Genomic DNA, 23,533 nt, shown 5'->3' with positions numbered 1-23,533 from the left:
TTCAGCGGGTTGTGTACTTAAATCCATCCAATGAGACCAAGAAAATAATTCATAAAAAGGGTGCATAAATAGGTGACAAATTTGTTGACAAATAGCGCAACTATAACTTTTAACTTCATAAAAACTCCTTTACTTAAAATATTTATAAATACTTCTTATCTGAAGTATACAATAAGCTATTTCAAAAGATAGTATAACTATCATTCTTAACAGTTCTGAATTCAAAAAAATCAGTAAAGAATTTAATATTTTATAAATAATTAAAAAGCCTACTACTAATACAAAAAATCTAAATAAAAAATACAAAAATATGAATATCACATTTTGTATACCAAGCTTTTTCTTATTTTTCAGCTTATTTAACGAATCGCTTTTAATATCATTACTCTTAAATGCAATATTGGAAATAAAATGGAATCCATCAGTATCATAAAATGGATTAAGATTTGATATAAACATAGCTATATTCACAAGAAATAAATTTAACAAGGTATAATTTTTTATAAAATGAAGGAGCAAAAACGAGCAAAGGGAAACAAACAAGTTTGCCAGAGGACCTGCAATAGTAACGCTTACTTTTTCCCTCAGCGGCAAGGTATGCAATCCAGGTAATTTTACAGATATATAATTCTGGAGAATCATATACATTCTGTACTGAATTGCAGTTGCATATATTCCGTATTTATTTGCGATAATAATATGACCTAATTCATGAAAAAGAAAAGAGAAAAAAGCTATAAATAAAAGATTTATCCAATATCGGATTTCATTAATCTTAACAGATGAGAAAATATACCTATATATCGAGAGGTTACTTAAAAGAAGATTATACAAAAGCAAGCAAAAAGAAAAAAATAAGAGAACAAAATAAGAAAATTTTAAAACATCTACTATTTTCTTTGCATAAAAGCTATTAAAAAAAGCTTTTCTTAATGGAATATCTATCAAAACATGAGAATTCTCGTAGAATTCATCTCTTTTATAGCTACCTTCTGAACATCTAATCAGAGGTTCTTCTAAAGATATCAATTTCTTAGATTCTAATAAAGACAAAAATCCTTTTATATCTTCTTCACAGAAAATATTATTGAAAAGAGATAATAAGTCATCATACTTTACACCTGTATCCTTTTTCTCCATAAGAACATCTGTCAGTTCTTTAAGGGAAAGGGGGATTTTTATGTATTTATCAATCTTCAAACTTCCCCAGAGTATATGTTCTTCATCATTCAAATACGATCCAGGGAAATATCTTGCATCATCTATTACCCTAATAATATTATCCATATTATTACAATTTTATTACGTAATACCAATCTGAATAGTTGTATCTTGTCTCTTCAAACAAACCAGAGTTATTCTTATACTCTTCTATTTTTGTAAGAAAAACCCCATATAATTTCTCCTTTTTATCTAGCTCTATTAGAGGACACCGAGCACTAAACAGTATATAATACAAATCCCTTTTTAGAGGGAAATCTTGCTCAAAAACAAATTCCTTTAAAACATTCCCATCGTCTTTATTCAAAAAGAATATTTTATTATCACTTTTTACAAGGACTAGGTCGTCACACATCAAAGGTTTCTCAACTGCTTGCAAGGCCCCAAAGTCTATTATATTTTTTATATTTGCTAAAATACTTTTTGAACCTTTAGGGAAATCCCATAAAAGCTTACCTTTTTTATCATAACAACCAATGCCCCCTAGACCATATAAGAGGAGTCTTTCATTATTCATATATTCATAACCATACTCATGATATGTATGCTCCAAAAGTATCTCGTTTTTTTTGTTTAAATTAAAATCTAAGAGAAGTATTCTATTTTTGCTTCTTACAATCAGAGAATTTTTCTCATGAAAACAGTATATACTGGAAACCATTTCAGGAATAAGATAAAAATTCAATTCCATTCCCGTTGTAATATCAAAAAGCACAATATATGTCTGAGAATTGCTAAAAAGAGTTCCTTTTTTCCCTACAGAAATCAGAGCTCTTTTTTCATTATTTTCGTTAATGATAAGACATTTTAAAAACATCGATTCTATAGAGTCTTCTATTTTATACTTTTTTATGATATTAGAAATAGATACTTTTTCTATCTCTTCTCCATTCTCATTCAGCCTAACTATTAACTGGTTTTTAAAATCAAACAAAAATAAACTCTCATTATCCACAAAACCACACAGAGAAACTTTTAAATCTTTTAGTTTCCTTGGATCAATATAATATCTTCTACTATTATTAGAAATAGGTATCGTTTTTTCAGGATAAGACCAGCTATATTGGCCATCATTTATTTTAAATGCAAATAGCCTGTTTTTTTCAGTTATTACTACAATCGTATTTCCAACAAGATAATAGTCATTTATAAGCTCTCCAATAAATCGCTCCCACACAATAGAACCATTCCATTTATTAATAACTCGTATTACATCAGTACGAGCAAAACCTCCATACGAAATCTTTGTCCCCGGCAAAATAATATACTCGTCTTTTACCAATGGCGCGGTATCAAGCATAAGAATACCACTTGCTTCTGTACTCGGGAAACTTGCTATCTTTGATTTTGCTATAACTTCTTGCGACTGGAGCTTAATATTAATAATAAAAAGACAAAAAAAAACTGTTTTTATTCCTCTTCTTTTCATCTCGTTTTACCTTTTGAGATTATATTGGCCGGACTCTCGTCCGGCCGTTTTTTTTTATTTATCCAATACAAACACCACCAAAACAACCACCACCACAAACAATCCCTACTCTACAAAACCATCCCCAATCAGCATTTTCAATGGTTTCTTCGATAAGAACTAGGTCATCCAAATGAATCTTCTTTAATTCCATACAAGATCCTCCTATGCTTTTAGTCTTTAGATCTAATAACACCAGTCGCCATTGCACCATAGACCACAGACATAACCACTACAACCCATCCCACAAACAACTCCCCAGGCATTGTCAGTGGATTCCTCTATAATCTCAAGTTCTTCCAGGTCAATCTTTCTCATTTCCATAATATCCCTCCTAAATTACTTTTTGTCCTGGGCCCTGGACAAGGTTACAGAAATTGTAAATTCAAAAAAAAAAAAATGTCAATATATTTTTTCTATTTTTTTATCTAGCAATAAAATGTCAAAAACCTCTAATATCTCTATTTTACAAGCCTACCCTACACCCGTTTCCCTTTCCAGTAGACTGGGACATTGATTAAAACCAAAACGGTAAGGAGGCTAAAAAAGAGGGGCTCAAAACAGAGAAGCGCTCCATATAGAGGAAGGCTGAAGGGTGGTAAGTACGAAGAGACCGTTTGCCCCTTTTTCTTTCGGTACACCACCAACTCAACAGTATTAAGAACCATGGCCAACAACACTGCGGTTGGCAATGGCCATAGCGATGACCGCCAGGGCAGAATAAACAATCCCAGAGAACCCACCGTAATTAGCAAAGAAAGAAAGCCAAAGGCAAGCCGGGTACCACTATGAGGAGCATGTAAACCCCCTTTATTCCATCGAAGGGCCTGCCTAAAAAAACTTTTCCAGTCCTTTTCTGGTTCCGTAAACACCCTGGAATCTTCCCCAACACAGGCGTGAATTTTCCAGGCTGTTCGGCGAAGTACTTCTCCGATGAGGGCCGCATCTTCGGTGGCAGAAAAGGGAACAGCTTCGTAGCCCCCTATGTCCTGAAGGACCGCTTTTTTTATAGCCATGTTATTTCCAAAACCACCATCACAAGCCCCAAGGCCACAGGCCCCAACGAGATAATCATATCGAATGACATGGTCATAACTCTGAAAATACGAAAGAAACGAAACCTTTCGGAGAATTTTAAAGACCGGCCCGATAAGAAGACCAACAGAAGGCTCCCTCATCCGTTTCTGGATTCCGGATATCCAGGTAGGTGGAACCCAGCAATCCCCATCGGTAAGGGCTATTACCTCTCCTTTACAAAGGGGAAAACCTTTTCGAAGCGCCACTTGCTTATAATTGGGCCCCGGATTTTCGGTGAGATGAATAATAGTAACCGCTATATTTTTTTCTTGAGCCTTCTGTCGAAAGGTCTCAAGTAAGCGGGGAGTTTCGTCGGTGGATCGATCATCTACAAACACGCATTCAAACTTGTTTGTTCTCTGTTCCAGAAGACTTTCTAAGAGCAGGCCTATCCTGTGGGCTTCGTTATGGACCGCCACCAGCACCGATACAGAGGGGATTTCTTCTGGTTCCGCGGCTTCTCCCTCCCCCCTTGAGACTCCCTGGGGACGGTCCGACCTCTCTTCAACAAGCCTCTTGTCCCGTCGATGTTGTATAAAAAATCCACCCAACAGAACAGCATGTAATCCTACAAAAACACTAAAAAATAGTATTTCCACCATGGTTCCCAAACCCGTTTTATGGGCCCAAAATAAGCCTTCTGTCAAGGGTTAGTTTCTTCAAAGGCGAATTCCTATTTCTTAATAACACCCCAGGGTGTCAGAATTCCTCAAAATCCTGATCAGAGACGGAATCCTTCTTTTTTCTCGGTTCTTCGCTCCCTTTAGCTGGCCCAACCTTTGGGTCCCCCACCGAGCTTTTTTGCCCTTCTTTATGTTTAAGAGTTGTGTTTAACGAACCACCATCAAGCGAAGAGACTTCTTTTCTTTTTCCAAATAGCAATGGGCTTTCTTCCTGTTTAGTTCTTCCACCAGATCCCCGGAATCCCTCTAACCTGGATTCATCGTCTTTCTCAAGCTTGAAGTAACTTACCGCTTCGTGGAGTTGTTCCGACTGGGCCATAAGTTCCTCGGCGGTACTCGCGAGCTCTTCGCTGGAGGCCGCATTTTCCTGAATTACCATATCAAACTGGGTAATGGCCTGATTAATTTGCTCAATACCAGCACTTTGCTCACGGCTTGCTATGGCGATTTCCTGAACCAGTTCACTGGTCTTCTGAATACCGGGGACTATTTTTTCAAACAAAGTACCCGCATTTTCGGCGATACTGACACTCCGAGAAGTAAGAAGACCTATTTCTTTAGTGGCTTCCTTTGAACGGTCCGCCAGTTTTCCGACCTCCTTTGCCACCACCGCAAAACCCTTGCCTTGCTCCCCCGCCCGAGCGGCCTCGATACTGGCGTTCAGGGAAAGCATGTTTGTCTGCCGGGCAATTTCTTCAATAATTCCCATCTTCTGCACTATTTCTTTCATGGCTTGAACCGTCTCTTTTACGGCACTTGCCCCATTCTGGACATCCTGGCTCGCCTGGGTTGCTATCTTTTCAGCCACCAGGGCATTTTCTGCATTTTGTTTAATGTTAGCCGCGATTTCCTCTATGGCGGAGGAGATTTCTTCCGCATTCGCTGCCTGTTCAGTAGAACCTTGAGAAAGGCTTTGAGAACTCTGACTGATCTGCTGGCTTCCTTGCGCCACTTGCAAAGAAGCAGTTTGAATTCCCACAATAATCGAACGAAGATTCTCCGCCATTTCTTTCATGGCCAAACCCAGTACATCCTGGGACGATGCCAGAGGTATCTCCTGATATAGGTTTCCCTTGCCTAATTGTTCTAAAGCCGCAGCTTTATTCTTAAGAGAGTCAATCATAGTCACCAGGGCTCGAGAAAGACGATCCTTCTCACTGGCGATACGGACTTCATGTTCTACAATTCCCTCGGCGATTCCCAGGATAACCCGCTCTTTTTCTTGAATATATTGAATCATATCAGACATGGCTCTGCCTGTTTCTCCCAGTTCATCCCGACGTCGGGCCAGAGCGCGAAACGCCTGTTGATCTATGTTTTCCAGAGCTATATCCCCAAAGGCAATCCGGGAAGCCACTGCGGTATTCAATCGAATAGGCCGTGCGATATGGAAACTCATAAAGAGGGTTATAAACACGATAAAAAGGAGCGTAACAATAAAGATCCCCACCAGTAATCCAATAGTGGCCTTAAAGGTGCTTACCGCATGGTCTGCTATGCTCTGGGCATTTTCATTGACCATATCCTCGAGTTTATCTATTTCCCCCCGCATGGCATTAAACAATTCCTTTGCCCGACCAAAGGCAAGTTCTTTCGCTTTAGCCCGTGACTCGGGGTTAGTGGAAGAAGCTAATTCAACCACCCGTCGGGCTTCTTTTTCCCACTGGCTACGGGCTTGAAGGTAGGCCTGAAACCCCTCTTTTTCTGCTTCAGTCTTGGCAAGACGATGGTATACTTCCGATCGATCTAGGGATTGCTTAAAATTTTCTTCCCAGCTGGCAATATTTTTTTTAAAGGATTCTTCTTGAGGAGATATTTAAGAGGAGATTCCGTTCTGTTTCTATTAGTTGGTACAGGTCCCGATCGGCCTGATCAAGATTATCGATAGAAACGGTTATGTTTTTTGCATAGTCATCAAAATCCCCAAGCAAGACAACCATCGTACTATAGCTCAAAAGGGAAACCACTACTAAGGTTAGCGCTATAAGACCATAACTGATACTCAACTTATACCCTATCTTCATAACCGCCCCCTTTACTTCTCAGACTTCCTCAAATACGAATTCTAGGTTCCCGATGTACAGAATGCAAGGAAATACGAAAACAAAATTTCTGGCTCTCCTTAGAGGCCTTATTGAGAAAGAAAGGGAGCAAAGTCCTAGAGTTTTTCTCGGAAGGGCTTTCCTCTGTCCAGGCTCAGATTTGAATCCTTATGGCTATAAAAAAAGGCCGCCCTCTGGCGGCCTCTTGCCTGTGGAGAATAGGGGATTCGAACCCCTGACCTATTGATTGCGAACCAATCGCTCTACCAACTGAGCTAATTCCCCATCGGGCACTATAATAGTTTATATGCCCGGAAAAATCAAGGGATACCTTTTACGTGGAGACTTTATCATTACACTGCTGGTGCAAAGCATAGAAAGGAATAGCATTCCTCCAATAATTACATTACCTTCTCCCTCCTTTCCACGGGGCCCGGCACCACATAAAAAAGAGGATAAACCTGTACCTCTTGCAATGGTATCAATTGAAGCTGGTTCCAGCGTTCTATATCCCGCTGATACAATTTTTTAAGAAGGTGGGCCCATTCATAGGCCATCTGGCTCTCCATTACGGGGATGATAGTCCTGAGGTTTTCGGAAAATTCCAGTTTAGTCCTATCAAAAGAATAGCCCCGTCTCCGGGCCTCAGCACAAATTACTGTGAGATATGCCGTAATAGCTTTACGGGGCTCTTTGTACTGCCTGAATCGCCACAGTTGGGGGTGGGCGGTATACCCTTTTGTTTTCCCTCCAGTACTTTTTTGGCCAGGAGGCCCTCCCGCCATACCGCAAGCAACCCTTTAACATCCAAATATTGAGGAGCAAGAGACCACAAACGCATCAATATACCTCCTATAGAACCTCAAATCATATACTTTTCTATCATTTCTTTTTTTAAAATGCTATTTCTTATTTTTTATCATTACTTAACAGAGCATATTGCAAAAAAGAGCATACATTGCTATTATTTAGAAAAACGACACCAGCAATGGTCTAATATGAATATCATGCGTATTCATGACCAGCTGTTCGTTTTTACGCACGGAGGAGTGTTTTTATGAAACACCTCAGATTTGTTCTTCCCCTCGTCGTTGGAGCTCTCGTTTTTGTGGCTTGCCAGGCAAAACTGCCTCAGGCAGAAGTGGATGCAGCTACCGCAGCATACGAAGCTGCCAAGACCGCTCAGGCAGAAGTATACGCTCCTGAGTCGTTCAAAGCCGCATCCGACGCTTACACGGCTTTGCAGGACAATCTCAATGCAAAGGAATATGGCAAGACCAAGGCCCTGGCTACGGCTCTTCTGGAAGCTTCCCAGAAAGCCAAGGCTGACGCAGAAGCGGCTATCGAAACTGCTAAGGCTGAAGTAGCTACCCTGGTTAACGATATCAACAATCTTCTTCCTGTGGTCCAGGCTGAACTTGCCCTGGCTGCCAAGGCCGGCAAGAAGGCCAAGGTCGATGTAAAGGCCTATCAGGATGCCCTTACCGCAGGCGCCCAGGTCTTTGCAGATGCCCAGGCTTCTACCGATTATGCCGACGCAAAGACCAAGCTTCAGGGTCTGAAAGACAGCCTCGTAAAGGCTCAGCAGGAGCTTGAAGCAGCGGGATACAAGAACAACTAATTGTTCTGAAAAATAAGAATCACTTTTTAAACAAAGGGGCTGTTTCGGAAGCACTGAAACAGCCCCTTTTATTTTCACTTCCCCCTACAATACTACGCAGAAGAAACCGCAGAAAACTGACGGGCATACAGGGTACGATATACGGTTCCCCGCTCAAGGAGTTCTTCATGGGTTCCTATCTCCACAATTGAACCCTGATCCAGCACCAGAATAAGATCCGCCTGTTGTATTGTAGATAGGCGGTGAGCAATGATAAAGGTGGTCCTGTTTTCCATTAGCCGATTCAACGAATCCTGAATTAGCGCCTCCGACTCCGTATCCAGGGCGCTCGTGGCTTCGTCCAGAATAAGGATGGCGGGATCCTTTAAAAAGGCCCGGGCAATGGTAAGCCGTTGCTTTTGCCCTCCTGAAAGCAGCAGACCCCGCTCGCCAACTTCCGTATCAATTCCCCGGGGAAGTTGCATCACAAAATCATAGGCATTTGCTTCCTGCAATGCCACGAGGAGTTCTTCTTTTTTCGCCGTGGGTCGTCCGTACAAAAGGTTTTCTCGAATGGTTCCGCTAAACAAAATCGGGTCTTGCAAGACCATACCAATATGGCGCCGCAGCGATTGTAAGGTAAAATCCCGGACATCTATCCCGTCAATCGTAATAGCGCCACTGGTAGGATCGTAAAAACGGGGGATAAGGTTGACAATAGTAGTCTTCCCCGAACCGCTTCTTCCCACGATGGCGATCCGCTGGCCTGCTTTTACCCTAAAATTGAGGTGCTTTAAAATAAGGTACCCACTATGATAGCCAAAATTTACATCATGAAAGGCTACTTCCCCTTTAATATGCTCAATGTCTCGAGCCCCTTCCCGCTCTTTTATTTCCGGTTTCATATCCATGAGTTCAAAGATTCGATCGATGGCAGCCATGGAAGTAGAAAACACCGCATTGAGCTCAGAGAAGCGCTGCAAGGGGAGATACAGGGGATTTAAGTACATGGTAATCGCCACGAGTTCCCCCACCGTGAGGGCCCCACTAATCACCCGCAGCCCTCCCACAATGATAACCACTAAGGGCGCTATGTTGGTAAGCACCCCGCTAATCATCATATTCAGGGACTGCAGATGCACACTCTTCATCGTCGTTCCCAGAAGCTCATCAGACAATTCCACGAAGGCCTTTTGTTCCCGTTCTTCGCCGGTAAAGGCCCGAATAATCACGTTCCCCGCCACTCGTTCCTGGACCACTCCGGACATTACCTCTATGCCCTGTTGAACGGCGTGGCTATTCGCTTTTATACGGGTTCCCAAGAACCGAAAAAAGAAGATATACACCGGGAAATTCGCCAGGGCCACCCAGGTCATAAAACCATCAATATTGAATAAGAAATACAGGATCGCGATAATCGCCGCCCCATCAATCCAGATATTGGTGAGGGCATTCCCCACCATATTTTGAGCCTGCGCCACATCCTGAATAAGCCGGGACACCACATTTCCTGACCGCTGACGGTTAAAAAAAGACGCGGACATCCGCAACACATGCTGGTACAAATCACACCGAAGATCAAAGACAGAGCGATTACCGGCCACACCGGCAAAATAATGTCGAACATACGTAAAAGGGGCCCAGACAAAAAGAAAAAGCAAAATGACTGACCCGGTAGCAAAGAGCAGGGCATGAATTTTTTCGGGGGTGCTCAATACCGTGGAAGGGAACACCTCGTCGATAAGATACCGGGTAAGTTGGGGCACCACGAGGGGAAGGGTAAACTTAACAACGCCCCCTATCGCAGCCAGAAAAATTGCCCATCCGTATGGCTTTATATAGGCAAGAAAACGTAAAAAATTGGAGTTCTTTTTTTTCATGATTATCACTGTCCCGCCTTTTTCAGGACCTTTTCATTTAGCAGCTTCTATGTATTTCCAAAAATGGGGTTTTTAATTCTACCTTTTTCCCCTGCCTTTGCGCTATCGCCCAAAAAAGAAACCCTTACCGTATCGATGCCAGCGACCCGCATCCCGTCGATTATTCTCATCTATTACTTTCATCACATACGCAGCAAAGGCTTCCTCGTTGCCGGCCTCATTATTCTGGAACGCCAGCACCCGAAAGGGTTCGCTGGCCGAGGATGCAAGGAGCTTATCCGCCATAATCCGAAAGGCCTCCGCCACGAGGGGCTTAAACATGTCTATATCATTGCCTCCCTCTTCACTCGAAGTCCCATCGGCAAGGACAAGGGCCAGGGTCCCCCGCTCGCGGGCAGAAAAATACCGGGTAAGTTCCCGTCCAAGGTAGAACCAGCTTTTCAGGTACCCATCTATGTGGTGATCAATCTCAGCAACCCGTACTTCCTTTAAGCCCCTTCGGATGCCCCAGGGGGTACACACTACCAGGGCCTCATCGATTTCGCCAAGGATGTTTCGGGCCGAAAGGAGCACCGCCTGGGCAGAAACAGAACTTGCCCCTTTCCAGGGAATGGAAACTATTTTATTACCTTTGTTTTCTACATTATTAGCTGAACTTTCTCTCGCGGACAGGTCTCTATCCTTTTCCTCTTCATCCTGAGAAGAAAGGAAAGCTGTTACCACTGGTTCCACCCGCTTAGCCGCTTCCCGGGCAAGGGCCTCTGCCACAGCCCCTTCACTTCCTGCAATCAGTATGCCCCGTGTCATAATAATTTAGTGTATACAAGATGAACAAAGAGAGCAACAGGCCTTTTGGTTTCGTCACGCTGCGGTTAAATTTTTACCCCCTTCAGGGAAGATCATAGGGGGCGCCTCCTCTTGACCGGGTTTTTCGCTTGTAATCGAGACATCCCCAATTCCCCAAAGGGTATCGACGATTGCCGGCCTTCGTGATAGGTTTATAACTATGCGTATTGCCCTTGCTCAAATTGATACGACCATCGCAGATTTTGGGGGAACCTGCGAAAAGGTTATTCATTTTACGAAGGAAGCGAAAACCAAAGGGGCCCAGATGATTCTGTTCCCCGAATTGGCCCTCGGCGGCTATCCTCCCATGGATCTTCTGGACCAGGAATCTTTTGCAGATTTTTCTGAGAAAGCCCTTCGAAGGCTTCAACAGGAGGTGCCCCCGGATATTGCCGTGGCGATTGGCTATGTGGCCCGGAACCGCCATACCCAGGGGAAAGCCCTGGTGAACGCCTATGGGGTTATTCTGAATGGAGCCCTTGTTTTTGAACAGGAAAAAACACTCCTTCCCACCTACGATGTGTTTGATGAAGCCCGTTATTTCGAAAGCGCCCGGAAACGGGCGGTCTTTTCGTACCAGGGGCTACGCATCGGTTTTGCCATCTGCGAAGACATGTGGCGGGAATCGGACAACCCTTCGATCCACTACGAAATTGATCCTATCCGGGAGTTACTCGACCAGGGGGCCCAAATTATCTGCGTCCCCTCTGCCTCGCCTTACTATGCCTACAAGATGGAGCAGCGGGTAGCCCTGACAGAGAAAATCTGCCGGCGAGGGAATGTACCGCTTATTTACCTGAATCTGGTAGGGGCCAATGACTCCATCATTTTCGATGGCCGCTCTTTTGTGGCAGAACCCCATCCTAACGGGAAGGTTTCTCTTTCCCTGGTAGGCCCTGCTTTTGAAGAGGCCCTCCTCTATTGGGATTGGGAGGAAAAAAAAGGACATCTTTTCCCAGGAAGCACCGCGCCTACCGATAGGCCTCCCTCGCCTCCCCGGGAGATGCTTTCGACCGCGCAGTCCTCTCTGGGGCTTTCTGGATCATCTCATCATCAAGAGCTGAAGCAGCAAGAAGACAGCGAACTCGACCTTATCGAAAAGGCCCTGGTTACGGGCATCCGGGGATACATGAAAAAGTGCGGTTTTTCCCGGGCCCACCTGGGACTTTCGGGGGGCATCGATTCGGCCCTGGTAGCATACCTGGCGGTACAGGCTATCGGAAAAGAAAACGTGGTTGCCTTTGGGCTTCCTTCCCGCTTTTCTTCCCGGGGTTCCCGGGACGATGCCCAGGAGCTTGCAAAAAACCTGGGCATCCGTTTCGAAATGCTTTCGATAGAACCGGCCTTTACGGCCTACCTCCAAACCCTTGAACCGGTATTTGAAGGACGCCCCTTTGATCTAGCGGAAGAAAACCTTCAGGCCCGCATTCGGGGAACCCTGCTCATGGCCTACTCAAACAAATTTAACTCCATGCTCCTTACCACCGGCAATAAAAGTGAACTCGCCATGGGGTATTGTACCCTGTACGGCGATATGGCCGGGGCCCTGGCTCCCATCGGGGATCTCTTAAAAATAGAGGTATATGCCCTCTGTCGGCGTATCAATGCTCGCTACGAGCAGGGGGGCCACAAGCCGGTATTTCCCGAAGCCATTTTAACCAAGGCGCCTTCCGCGGAGCTCCGCCCGAATCAGGTGGATCAGGACAGCCTTCCCCCCTACGAAATTCTCGATGAGATCCTTAAACTCTACGTGCTTGAAAACCTTTCTAAGGTAGAAATCGTACAGCGAGGATGGGACGAGGCCCTAGTAAGTCGGGTTATCACCGCGGTGGCCCGGGCAGAATACAAACGGCGTCAGGCCCCGCCGGTACTGAAAGTATCACGCCGGGCCTTCGGGATGGGGCGGCGCATGCCCATCGCCCGGATCATCTACGAAGGATAAGGGCAAAAGGGCTCACGAAACGGGGAAAGACCTTGTTCACCTGGTCTTTGACCCCGGTTACAAAAGAGCTTTTCCCTGTTTGCGAGGCTCATCACACGTAATAAAGGGGTAATTACATGGAGAAAAAAGGGGGGAATGTTTGGCAAGCATTGGGGATACCAGCGGTGCGGCAAGAAACCCGGCTTCCCTGTATGTGGGGCGTCCTTGTTTTTTGCCTCTGGAGCGCCCTGCTGGCCTGCCGTTTTGCGGGACCATCAAAAACAGGAGAACCCCTTCTTAAGTCTGAAGGGATACCCCTTGTGGAGTCCTCCCTTGATTTTCGCCTTCCTTTACCCCAGGAAGTCCGCATTGGGGCGGTAGGAGACATCATGCTGGACCGCCTTATCGGAACCGTCATAAGCCGGGATGGGTGGGCTTCCCCCTTCATGGGCATTAAACCCCTCTTTGAACAGGTTGATATCGGCTTCGCCAACCTGGAAAGTCCCGCATCATTCCTTGGTAAACCCTATCCTGGTAAGGATCCAGAGATTACCTTTCGGGCCAATCCTGGGGCCCTCCTGGGGCTTAAGTACGCCGGCATCGATGTGGTCTCCCTGGCCAATAACCATGCTAATGACCATGGAAAAGAGGCCCTTCTGGAGACCATCCAGGCCCTAGAAGTGCTGGGCATTGCGGTGTGCGGAGCAGGGGAAAACTACCAACGGGCCCATCAACCGGCCATACTCCGGTGCGGCCCCTACCGGATAGCCTTCTTAGCCTACGCAGAGCCCGTCTGGTCGGTCACAAAAGCGGGCGAAATGGCGGGGGTCGCCACTATCGAGAAAGAGGAAATCCTTGCGGATATTAAGGCCGCAAAACAAGAGGCGGATCTCATCCTGGTTTCTCTCCATTGGGGCGTAGAACATCAACATTTCCCCTTAGAAAAAGATCGGGCCCTTGCCCACGACCTTATTGATGCAGGGGCCCACGGGATTCTGGGGCATCACCCCCATGTACTGCAGGGGATAGAAATTTACAGGGGCTACCCCATCCTGTATTCCCTGGGGAACTGTATCTTTGATATGCGGGCCGACGCCACCTATGAAACGGTCTTTGCGACCCTGAACTTCGATATACAAAAACAGGGAAGTGTGGATAAAACCATCGGCGCGGAAAAAGACCAAAAAGCCGACGAAAGAGAGCCATCCAGGAAGACATTCTCCGAGCAAGGCCAGCCTACCCAAGAACCTGGGAGGAGCCGTGCCTCTCTGCGTTCCCTTACCCTTATCCCCCTGGTGATTGAAAAACCCCTCTATCGGCCAGGACTTGCCGGGGGAGAACGGCAGAAAAAAATTCAAGAGGTTCTGAAAAAAGCTTCCGCCCCTCTGGGGACCACCCTACGCCTTACGCCGGAAGGCTATCTCTATACTGAATACCGCCCGTAATCATTCAGGCTTTTTGCGTCCCAGGATTTCACTCAGTTCCTCGATATTGTAGGGCTTAGGAATTATGCCATCAAACCCAAGATTCTTATAATCCGCCAGGACATCCTCATCTGAATATCCCGACGAAATAAAAAGAGGAAGGTTCGGATCAAGGGTTCGTAGAATGCGGGCCGTTTCTTTCCCGCCCATACCAGTAGGAACCACCAAATCCAGAATAGCGGCTACGAATACCCAGCCTTCTTCCCGGGATTTTCGCAAAACCTCTACCGCCTCTTCTCCACGGCTGGTGAGTACCGGCATATACCCCAACCGCTGGAGCATGTCCCCCAGGACCGAACGGACACCGTATTCATCATCCATAACAAGTACATGCCCTCTACCACTTTTTATTCCCGGTTTTTCCGTTTCCTGGGGAGCTTCGGAGGCCTCAGGAAGATAGAGGGAAAAAACACTTCCCTCCCCTACCTTTGATTGGACCCCTACGGCTCCCCCATGATGTTTGATTACCGAATACACAATGGCAAGTCCCAACCCGGATCCCCCCTTTTTACTTGAAAAGAAGGGTTCAAAGATCCGTTCTAGATGTTCTGGGGAAATGCCAAAGCCAGTATCGGCAAATTCTATCTTTACATATGTACCGGGAACGAGGGCAGGGATAACCGAGAGTTTTTTCGCTTCCTTTTCATCTACGATTGCCTGACGAACCTGAATGGTGAGGGTCCCTCCATTAGGCATGGCCTGAATAGCATTTAAAATAAGATTATTAAAACACTGAACCAGTTGTCCCGCATCCGCCCGGGCAACAAAGGAACTTTTTTCCAATCGCAAGGAAATGGTTACCGGGCTACCCGCCGCAGAAAGCCGGATGGATTCTCGCAAAAGGGGAACCACATCTACCGGTGCGATGACCGGATCCCCTCCCTTTGCAAAGGTTAATAATTGATACGATAGGTCCCTTGCCCGGAAACAGGCACTTTCGGCCCTGAGGACCTTATCGTATAAGGGAGAATCCTCAGGGATGCTCAACTTTAATAAACTGATATTCCCGAGAATCGCCGTAAGGATATTATTAAAATCGTGGGCGATGCCCCCCGCCAGGATACCTATCGATTCAAGTCGCTGGGTCTTTACCAGTTCTTCCTGAAGCCTGTCCAGATCGGTCACATCCAAAAGAATAAAAAAGCCTCCCTGTCGATTCTTATATACAAAGGGAGACGCAGAAATTACACAGTGTTTTTTCCTTCCATCCGCCATTAGCAAGTCCACATCCTGAAGGCGAACAATTTGATTTTGCACAAGCCCTGCAATCAGGGCCTCCATAGTTTTCCAGTCAAGGGGAAGTTTTAAATAGGGTACATAGCTCCCTATCAGTTGATCCTGGGGAACTCCAAAAAGCTCTGCCATGGCCTGATTGGCATCGAGGATCGTTTTTTCTTTTATGTCCACAATCATCATACCCACAGGGCTTGCATGGAGGGCCTGGGAAATACTGGTTTCAAGGGAGGAAAGACTTTTAGCCACCATAAGCCGCCGGTCTATTTCCAGGGCGAGATCCTTTTCTGCGCTGATGTCATGGGCGCTGATAAGATAACCCGCCAATACATGATCCCGGGATTCAATAGAGCGGACCGAAATAGTTGCGGGGACCACCCGCTTTTTCCCAAAAACAAACAGCCCTTCAAAAGAACCTTTTTGTTCAAACAGGTGTGCTTCAAGCCATTCCCGGCTTTTTTCTGCCCCCGGTATAAGGAGCGAAAGGGGATATTTTTCCTCCTCCCCCTCTGAAGCTTCTGGAAAGATATCCCGAATATTGGTTTCTACTATCATGCCATCTCGATCGGTAATAACAACCGCATCATACATGGTGGCAATCACGTGATGAGCCACACCCGCTTCTGCGAAAGAAAGGAGGTCGTAGCGAAATTGGGCAAGGGCAAAACCTGATACCAAAAATGTAAGAAACATAGGAAGCATGGGGGGAAGACTTTCAATTCCCCAGAAACGGATTACAAAACCAAGAATGTAGGTTCCCACAAAAGTGGGAATGAAAAACCACAACAATATAAAAGAACGTTTACGGGTAATCACATCCGAGGAACGAAGACCTTTTACCGTAAGAATCAGAATACTGATAAGGCCTGACAAAGAATAGTTTGCCACATTAAACCAGTGCCAAAAGGAACTATGGTTATATTTGGCGTGCCACCCGAGGGGTACCTTTACTGGCTCAAGCAGTACCGCCCGGGGATTAAACAGCTGTACTATCGAAAGCAAAGCCCCCGGCACCACAAGAAGCCAGTATCGCTTTCGCAAGCGAGATCCTGCCATCAGCAGACTAAAGAGGACAAACATACCCGGCGTCAGGTACCAGGTAAAGGAAAAACTTAAAAACCACAGGCGAGCTTCTTCCTGAGTAGGAGATGAAAGAAAGAAAGCGTTTGCTAAAGTTCCCATCGCAAAAAAGGCGCAGAGCCAGATAAACAGGGCATGACTTGGAGGCAATCGGTAACGGGCAAGGCGGGGACGGCGGAAATAGGTGTAGCCCCCCAGCACAATATATAGAGAGGCAGAAAGTATGTTCAGTATAAAAATAAACCTCATAGCTCTTACCCTATTATACTCATTGACGGATATGTTTCCATCCGGTATCTTCAATATCTATGAAAGTATGGATAAAACTTTTGATTGGAACCATCCTGGGGATTCTCCTTGGCCTTGTGTTTCCACAAAATAATCAAAACCTTATAGGTTTTATCACCTGGCTGGAACAAGTGGTCCTTCAAATTGGCCGCTATAGTCTGGCACCTACCTTGTTTTTTTCTCTCATGATAGCCATCTATGAAGTTCGTCAGGATAAGCACCTATGGCCTATTATAGGGCGGACGTTCATCGTTATCATCATCAGCAGTTTGATTATCCTCATCACCGGTATCTTAGTACCCCTCCTGTTTCCTCCCGCCCGAATTCCCATCCTGGCGGAGGGACAAAAAGAAAGTATTCCCTTCGATGTGGGACAGGCGATTCTGGATATTTTCCCCACCAACATGTTTACGGCCCTTTTCCCCAGGGGAGACTACCTGCTCCCCTTGTGGGTATTCGCCTTTTTCGTAGGCGCCGGTTTCTCCTACGATCGCAACTACACAAAGCCCGTTATTGCTCTGGCGGACTCTTTATCTCGAATCTTCTATTATGTATCAACATTTTTTTCGGAAATTTTAGGCATTCTGATAATCACCATTGCCGCCTACTGGGCCATTCAGTTTAAAGAAGCCCTGCAAGCAGGGGTATACCGGGATCTGATTCTTATCTTAGCAATATACGCCACAGCGCTTTGTTTTATTATTTTACCTCTTTTTCTCTATATCTTCGGACCAAAAACGAATCCCTGGAAACAGGTATATGGATTAGTGGGTTCTGCCATTAGCGCCTTTATCAGTGGGGACCTTTACTTTAGCATGCCCATACTTATCCGACAGGCAAAAGAAAACCATGGGATTCGACGGCGGGTAAATACTATCACCTTACCCCTCTTTACTACCTTTGCCCGGGCGGGAAGCGCCATGGTAGCCGCCATATCCCTCATCGTGATTATTAAATCCTATTCAAGCCTGGGAATTAGTGGCTCCGAAATCATTACTATTTTCCTCCTCAGCTTTGGGCTTTCGTTTCTACTTGCCCGCCACCCCGGCGATGGAGCGTACATAGGGGTAGCAGTTATTTGTTCCTGGTACGGGAAAGGATTTGAGGGGGGCTATCTTATTTTAAAACCCATCGCCTTTTACCTGATTGGCATTGGTACCTTAATTGACGTGGTGGTGGCATCCCTGGGAACCTTTGTGGTGGGCAAACTCATGAACATGCAGGAAGAACGGGAAGCCCGACACTTCATATAATTCTTTTGCACACCGTTGCGCCCCCGCAGGAGGCCCATATTACCCTTAGGCGCTGTGCACCTTGCGGACTCCCTGATTCTCCTTGAAGAGGGGTAGCAGTTCCTTCCCCGTAAGACTTACAAAAAGGCCTTTTAATTTTTGTAGAAGGTGAACCTGGGAATTCTTAAAACAAAAACGGGGCAGAATGACTCGGGGGACCCGGTAGTGGCGTACAAACTGAAAAAACCGGGGCAGGGTTGCCGCAAGCCCTGCGGTGGTACATCCCATGCCGCGACCAGAGGCTTCTAGCATCCTGGCATTGAGCATCTGTTCATACTGGCCATCCTGGGCTACCGCAAGAATGGGCTTACCCAGTACCAGAGCTTCCGATATGGTCTGGTGTCCTGCGGTAGAAATCACCGCGGTACAGTGGGTAAGGGCATAATCAAAATCCTTTCCTTTTTCGGGAAAAAGTTGATATCGACCGGGTAGATACCGGTCCAGGAGAGGAAGAATCCGTTTTCGGGCATCCTCTTTTAAATTCACCGCAAAGAACCCTTCGTCTTTTACCGTATAGCGATGGAGGGACGGTCGCAAGACTGGCCCTACGTCACCGTAGTAAAAAGAAACTAAGACCCGTTTATCCCAGGGCCCTTCCATAAGGCGAGCTACCAGGGAGGCAAGCCAGCTTCGGGGGTCCCAGGTGATAAAACGATGCACAATACCGGGGTGATTCATCTGGACAATGGGAATACCCGCAAGCCGGGCCGCCCAGGGAAGGTAGGGTTCAAAATCAGAGAGCACCACATCGATATGAAGCTCCATAAGCTTTTTCGCTAAGCGCCGGACGGCAGGTATAAAATGAAGCCCCCGCCGGATTCCCTCAAGAACCGTTGGAAGATAGCGAATTCTATTGTTCTGTTTTACAAATTCAAAACACGGAATAGAAAAAAGTTTAGCCTCAGGAAGTCGATACTTTACAAAATCCTGGACTGGCTCCGGAACGAACAGAAAAACCTGGCAATCCTTTTGTAAATCCTCATACAGGGCAACCATTCGGGCCGCATGTCCAAAACCTTCTCCTGCACAGGAATAGGCTACACGCACAGAAACCTCCCCAGAACCGTTGTCCTCCTTTGTGGGAATTTTCGGTCATCCGTATGAACCCATACGAAATAGCAGGTTGTCCCATCAAAGGGAGTTCCCCTGATATCTCTCACCGGGGAAGACAACAGCCCCTTTTAGGAAAGTTTCTCTTTTTCTTGTAGAATAACGGTTAAGATTTTGTAAGAAACTGATGAATAATCAGAGGAAACCGATACCTAAAGAAGGGCTACCTCACTTTTAACATCATTTTAATAGAGCAAATTAATAGAGCAAAGGGAGGTCGCCCTCTTTTTACGGGATGCATTACACCTCATGTTTCGGAGCCGATATCCCGCCGGTAGCCCATCCCTGTAAAAGAAACAGCCTTTATGGCATCGTAGGCCTTTTTTTGGGCTTCCTCAAGCGAGGCCCCCCAGGCAGAAACCGCAAGAACCCGGCCGCCACTGGTAACCAGGGAAGGGGATCGTTCTGTAGAATTCTCGCCCATCTCCTGTTGCCGGGCCCCTGCGACAAACAAACGGGCTCCCACCGCTTTCAGGGCAGACCACTCAATATGAATGGGATCCCCCTTTCGGTATGAACCTGGATATCCTTCGGCAACTGCCACGGGAGCACAGACATAGCCCTTTTTCCAGCGTAGTTCAAAAGAAGCAAGGCTCCCCTGCTCAATCGCCGTACAAAGGGAGGCAAAATCGCTGTCCATAAGGGGCAGTACCGCCTGGGTTTCGGGGTCCCCCAGGCGGACGTTGTATTCCAGAAGGTAACAGGTATCCTGGTACACCATCAGGCCAAAAAAGATGAACCCCCGATAATAAAAATCCTCCGCCACCATACCCCGAAGGGTGGGTTGTAAGATATGCTCCAGAAAATCCTTCTCTGCGGCAGGAGAAAAATCATCTACCGGCGCAATGGCTCCCATACCGCCGGTGTTGGGGCCCTGGGCGCCCTCATAGCGCCGTTTATGATCCCGGGCGCTTTTAAAGGGGAGTATCACCGGTGGAGTGGCCTTCCCTTTTTGAACACTGACCGCCGCCAGCACCGAAACTTCCTTTCCGGGAAGGAATTCTTCTATCACCAGGGTCTTCCCTGCGGCGCCCAGGGCCCCCTGGCGCATAAAGCTTTCTATCGTAGTCTTTGCTTCTTCCATGCTTTGTGCGATAACCACCCCCTTCCCCGCAGCCAGACCATCGGCCTTAATGACCAGGGGCCGAGATGGGGAAGCAGAAAAATGGGCGCGGGCAATTTCCTGGGCCTCATCATAAACCGTGGTGGTCCAGCTTTTGGCGGTCCGAACGCCATAGCGATTCATAAATTCCTTGGCAAAGGCCTTGCTGGCTTCAAGTTGGGCCGCCCTCTGGGTGGGCCCTACGATGGCCAGGCCCTGACTGCGAAAATAATCCACAATGCCAGCGGCAAGGGGCGCTTCCGGCCCGACCACGGTAAGGTCGATGGCGTGGGCGCTCGCCCACCGGGCCAGGGGGGAAAAAGAAGTGGGATCGTCGGGGTTCCCCGCATTCAAACGCACATTCTGGCACTTTTCCTCCTGGGCAGTCCCCCCATTCCCAGGATATACAAACACCTGTTCCACCCGATCCGACTGGGCAAGTTTCCAGGCGATAGCATGCTCACGGCCACCAGAACCAATCACCAGCACCTTCATTACCGTTTCTCCCTTTTCACAAACTTGCCCTAGTATGCCATATGGGGGGAAAAAATTCAAAGCACAGTCGAACCTTCTGCCCCCAAAAGATGATTTTAAAATCTAAAATAGTGAAAATTTTTATTTTCTGTGTTGACGGCTCCGCTAGCCGGTTTTAGAATATCCCCAAAAAGGGAGGTAAAATGCGCTTTAGTTGCAAAATATTTCTACCTCCGGGGACCATTATCCCCACCGATTCCCGGCGCCATCTCCTTTCTCTTATCAAAGAAACCTTTCAACAGAGCGGAGAGGATGGGCAGGACTTCTACAGTCGCCAATATAGGGGCAATCATCAGAAGCCCTTTACCTTTTCCGCCTATTTCCCATTAAAGGACGATGGGACCAAGAAGGTGCTGGCGGGAGATTTTTTCACCCTTTTCTTCTCTACCAATGATTATGAATTCCTGATGCGGGTCTATAATGGTTTGATGAAAATAAAAAAGGACAATTTTACTCTTTTTGGGACCCAAATAATTAATATAAAGAATTTATTTCTGTTCCCAGAAAAAAGATTTACCACCAATGAAGTTGTATTTAAAACGTTGTCGCCATTCCTGGTAAGAAACACAGAAAATGGAGACAAATATCTTTATCCTGCGGGGGAAAAAATCCAGACAAAGGATCCAGCGAAGGATATACAGCGTTGGCCATACTGGGAAGCATCACAGAATTTTGTTGATACCCTCCGAACCTCTCTTAGCTCTCTTGTTAAGAATGAATTCCCTGATTACAAAGGAGAAATAGGGGTTGAGATAATTGTCCCTGTTGTTGTTCCCATTCTGCATGGCTCAGGCAATAGGGAACATGAATTCAAAATGACATTCCCGGGCATCAAGGGCCAGATAAAAATTAAGGCTCATCCCGATATTTTAAAACTTTTTTATGACATCGGCATCGGCGCCCGCCGCAGCGAAGGCTTCGGCATGCTGGAGGTGGTGGGATGAGTGACAATAATAATGAGTATATTACCCTTTATCCCTCAAACTGGCTGTATAACGCGGGGTGGTGGGGTTTTTGAGTTGTTTGGATAGAGAGGATTATTTGGATGATAATAACGGTAAAAAAAATAATACAAAATATGAAACTAAAGAAGATGGAACAACAACGATAAATAATAAAGAAGTGTTTAGCAAAATTAAAGTTGAGGAAAATTATTTTGAAAACGGTAAAGTTATAAACTTGAAAGGTAAAAATCAATATTATCCTAATTTCATTGATGTCGGAGGAAATCAAAAAGAAGTTTTTAAAGAATTTATTGCTGCGTTTTCTGATTTAAATAAAACCGAGCAATACAATTGTGAGTTATGCGAATCAGGATTATTAGTTAAGAAAGATAATTTAGATAATGGAATTGACAACGATCAAAAAGAAAAATTCTTTTCTAAAATTTCCACATTAAATATGGCTCATAATAAAATTTTAGGGCCATCAGAGAAGTTCCCAAATTCCTACTGGAATTTTAATTCTGGTCTTAAAATATGCCACTTCTGTACATTTCTTCTCATTCATCACCACTTGGCTTTCACAAAACTTTCCGATGGTTCTGAAATATTTATCAATGCCCCTTCTTTTAAACTGATGTATGAACTCAACAAGCTAGTTAGAGAACTTTTTGGGAAAACAGATGTGGATTCTACTAAAAAACGAGAAATTCTTGCAATGAGTGTTATCGAATATACAAGAAGACTTCAAACTACCCTGGGGCAATGGAATGCTATGAATATTGAGATAGTTATAAAAAAGGGAGATGAAATTGATTTTTATACTCTTCCTTATGAAACAGTGAATATTATTTCTGATAGAGCAATAGCATCTATATTATCAGATATAGGAGAGTTTGCTATATTTGATTCTGTCATTTCTGGAAATTATTCTTTTCTACAAGAAATTTCTTATAAAATAATAAGAGCATCATTTAAGAATGAAAGTATTTCTGCTTTTATTAAGATGTATAAAAATCAAAACAACTCTATTTTAACAGCACAAAAGATTTTAAAGTTATATGCCACAATTATAGATAGGAGGAGACTATATGCCAGAACAAAATGACAAAAACCAAAAAGCAATATCTTTAGAAGAACTTAAAGAAAAGGTAAGAAATAATAATTTTCAGTATGAAGATTTTGAAAATTATTACAAACAAATGAGAGAAAAAGAAAAAGAGTTTCTCTCGCTTCTTGAATGGGTTTGTCAATCAAAGCGAGATGATAAAAACCTTCAAAGATTGTTACAAAGATCTTCTCTTGAGAGTGTATCAAATCTCATGGAAGATCTTAAGAATCTCGGCTATGGTGTTCAAAAAGATTTAGGTGAAGATTTCGCTAAAATGGGCTATAGATTACTTGAGCAGGTGCGAGCAGGAAAAACAAGTGATGTAATGTATGGGATTTCAAGAATTTTTATAACCCATCAAAGGAATCTACCGGATATTTTAAATGAGGCTTTTAAGCCATATTATGATGTTGAAACTTTTAAATGTCTTTTATACGCATTTTTAAGTGCGGCAATAAAACCAGAAAGAAAATCAAAACAGGAGGCATAGAACCATGTCAAACATTAAAGACATTACTGTTACCATTATTTTTGAAGGAGCGGCTCTGAACAGAGATGAAAAGATTGGAGGGAATATTCAGTCTATCAAAAAACTGACAGCGCTATTTGTCAACAAATTT

19 protein-coding genes, 1 tRNA gene and 1 pseudogene are annotated in these 23,533 nt (G+C 45.2%); 7 read left to right on the top strand and 14 right to left on the bottom strand.

Going from position 1 to position 23,533, the window contains the following annotated elements; all coding sequences use genetic code 11:
- Positions 1-129: 129 nt before the first annotated feature.
- From C5O22_RS02425 to C5O22_RS13640, 9 genes and pseudogenes are all read right to left on the bottom strand, one after another.
- Complete coding sequence (locus tag C5O22_RS02425; RefSeq protein WP_132779608.1) at positions 130-1,287, bottom strand: M50 family metallopeptidase; 1,158 nt, start codon at positions 1,285-1,287, stop codon at positions 130-132.
- 4 nt (positions 1,288-1,291) lie between these two features.
- Positions 1,292-2,650 carry a PQQ-binding-like beta-propeller repeat protein gene (locus C5O22_RS02420; RefSeq protein ID WP_132779607.1) on the bottom strand — a complete coding sequence of 453 codons (1,359 nt, stop codon included), beginning with the start codon at positions 2,648-2,650 and terminating at the stop codon, positions 1,292-1,294.
- A gap of 58 nt (positions 2,651-2,708) precedes the next feature.
- Entirely contained in the window at positions 2,709-2,843 is a 135-nt protein-coding gene (locus C5O22_RS13710) for a hypothetical protein (protein WP_279432183.1), read from the bottom strand.
- A 325-nt stretch (positions 2,844-3,168) separates the two neighbouring features.
- Complete coding sequence (locus tag C5O22_RS02415) at positions 3,169-4,368, bottom strand: glycosyltransferase (RefSeq protein ID WP_243692851.1); 1,200 nt, start codon at positions 4,366-4,368, stop codon at positions 3,169-3,171.
- A 97-nt stretch (positions 4,369-4,465) separates the two neighbouring features.
- Positions 4,466-6,091 (bottom strand): methyl-accepting chemotaxis protein, encoded by a 1,626-nt coding sequence (locus C5O22_RS02410; RefSeq protein WP_132779605.1) that lies wholly within the window; start codon positions 6,089-6,091, stop codon positions 4,466-4,468.
- A gap of 148 nt (positions 6,092-6,239) precedes the next feature.
- Complete coding sequence (locus tag C5O22_RS02405) at positions 6,240-6,473, bottom strand: hypothetical protein (RefSeq protein ID WP_132779604.1); 234 nt, start codon at positions 6,471-6,473, stop codon at positions 6,240-6,242.
- A gap of 230 nt (positions 6,474-6,703) precedes the next feature.
- Positions 6,704-6,776 (bottom strand) — tRNA-Ala (locus C5O22_RS02400).
- Positions 6,777-6,892: 116 nt separating this feature from the next.
- Positions 6,893-7,048 (bottom strand): hypothetical protein, encoded by a 156-nt coding sequence (locus tag C5O22_RS13590; RefSeq protein ID WP_207895333.1) that lies wholly within the window; start codon positions 7,046-7,048, stop codon positions 6,893-6,895.
- Between the two features lie 63 nt (positions 7,049-7,111).
- A pseudogene (locus C5O22_RS13640) lies at positions 7,112-7,332 on the bottom strand (pyrimidine dimer DNA glycosylase/endonuclease V); the annotation flags it as partial.
- A 216-nt stretch (positions 7,333-7,548) separates the two neighbouring features.
- On the opposite strand from C5O22_RS13640, the gene C5O22_RS02390 reads away from it, so the two are divergent.
- Entirely contained in the window at positions 7,549-8,112 is a 564-nt protein-coding gene (locus C5O22_RS02390; RefSeq protein ID WP_132779603.1) for a hypothetical protein, read from the top strand.
- Positions 8,113-8,204: 92 nt separating this feature from the next.
- Here C5O22_RS02390 and C5O22_RS02385 read toward each other — a convergent pair whose 3' ends face one another.
- Together C5O22_RS02385 and C5O22_RS02380 are read right to left on the bottom strand one after the other, a co-directional pair.
- Positions 8,205-9,971, bottom strand: a complete 1,767-nt coding sequence (locus tag C5O22_RS02385; protein WP_132779602.1) for an ABC transporter ATP-binding protein — start codon at positions 9,969-9,971, stop codon at positions 8,205-8,207.
- Positions 9,972-10,073: 102 nt separating this feature from the next.
- Complete coding sequence (locus C5O22_RS02380; protein ID WP_132779601.1) at positions 10,074-10,778, bottom strand: hypothetical protein; 705 nt, start codon at positions 10,776-10,778, stop codon at positions 10,074-10,076.
- A 199-nt stretch (positions 10,779-10,977) separates the two neighbouring features.
- Here C5O22_RS02380 and C5O22_RS02375 point away from each other — a divergent pair, with 199 nt between their 5' ends.
- Together C5O22_RS02375 and C5O22_RS02370 are read left to right on the top strand one after the other, a co-directional pair.
- Positions 10,978-12,759 (top strand): NAD+ synthase, encoded by a 1,782-nt coding sequence (locus C5O22_RS02375; RefSeq protein WP_132779600.1) that lies wholly within the window; start codon positions 10,978-10,980, stop codon positions 12,757-12,759.
- Between the two features lie 116 nt (positions 12,760-12,875).
- Complete coding sequence (locus C5O22_RS02370) at positions 12,876-14,183, top strand: CapA family protein (RefSeq protein ID WP_132779599.1); 1,308 nt, start codon at positions 12,876-12,878, stop codon at positions 14,181-14,183.
- Here C5O22_RS02370 and C5O22_RS02365 read toward each other — a convergent pair whose 3' ends face one another.
- Positions 14,184-16,784 (bottom strand): ATP-binding protein, encoded by a 2,601-nt coding sequence (locus tag C5O22_RS02365; RefSeq protein ID WP_132779598.1) that lies wholly within the window; start codon positions 16,782-16,784, stop codon positions 14,184-14,186. It lies immediately after the preceding gene.
- Between the two features lie 59 nt (positions 16,785-16,843).
- Between C5O22_RS02365 and C5O22_RS02360 the strand changes: the two genes are divergently transcribed.
- A complete protein-coding gene (locus C5O22_RS02360; protein WP_132779597.1) occupies positions 16,844-18,076 on the top strand; it encodes a dicarboxylate/amino acid:cation symporter in 1,233 nt (410 codons plus the stop codon).
- 45 nt (positions 18,077-18,121) lie between these two features.
- On the opposite strand, the gene C5O22_RS02355 is transcribed toward C5O22_RS02360, so the two are convergent.
- Positions 18,122-19,162 carry a glycosyltransferase family protein gene (locus C5O22_RS02355; RefSeq protein WP_132779596.1) on the bottom strand — a complete coding sequence of 347 codons (1,041 nt, stop codon included), beginning with the start codon at positions 19,160-19,162 and terminating at the stop codon, positions 18,122-18,124.
- A gap of 310 nt (positions 19,163-19,472) precedes the next feature.
- The gene (gene purD / locus C5O22_RS02350) at positions 19,473-20,822 is read right to left on the bottom strand and encodes a phosphoribosylamine--glycine ligase (protein WP_132779595.1); all 1,350 of its coding nucleotides are present in this window, start codon (positions 20,820-20,822) and stop codon (positions 19,473-19,475) included.
- 182 nt (positions 20,823-21,004) lie between these two features.
- Between purD and cas6 the strand changes: the two genes are divergently transcribed.
- From cas6 to C5O22_RS02335, 3 genes are all read left to right on the top strand, one after another.
- Positions 21,005-21,805: a CRISPR-associated endoribonuclease Cas6 gene (gene cas6, locus C5O22_RS02345; RefSeq protein ID WP_132779594.1), complete on the top strand. Its 801-nt coding sequence runs from the start codon at positions 21,005-21,007 to the stop codon at positions 21,803-21,805.
- Positions 21,806-21,902: 97 nt separating this feature from the next.
- Positions 21,903-22,910 (top strand): type I-B CRISPR-associated protein Cas8b1/Cst1, encoded by a 1,008-nt coding sequence (cas8a1, locus tag C5O22_RS02340; RefSeq protein WP_132779593.1) that lies wholly within the window; start codon positions 21,903-21,905, stop codon positions 22,908-22,910.
- Positions 22,894-23,403: a hypothetical protein gene (locus C5O22_RS02335; protein WP_132779592.1), complete on the top strand. Its 510-nt coding sequence runs from the start codon at positions 22,894-22,896 to the stop codon at positions 23,401-23,403. Before cas8a1 ends, C5O22_RS02335 begins: the two co-directional genes overlap by 17 nt.
- The last annotated feature ends 130 nt before the right edge of the window (positions 23,404-23,533 follow it).

It is taken from the genome of Treponema sp. J25 (assembly GCF_004343725.1).
GTDB lineage: Bacteria > Spirochaetota > Spirochaetia > Treponematales > Breznakiellaceae > J25.
This window is presented reverse-complemented; position numbering and strand designations above follow the sequence as displayed.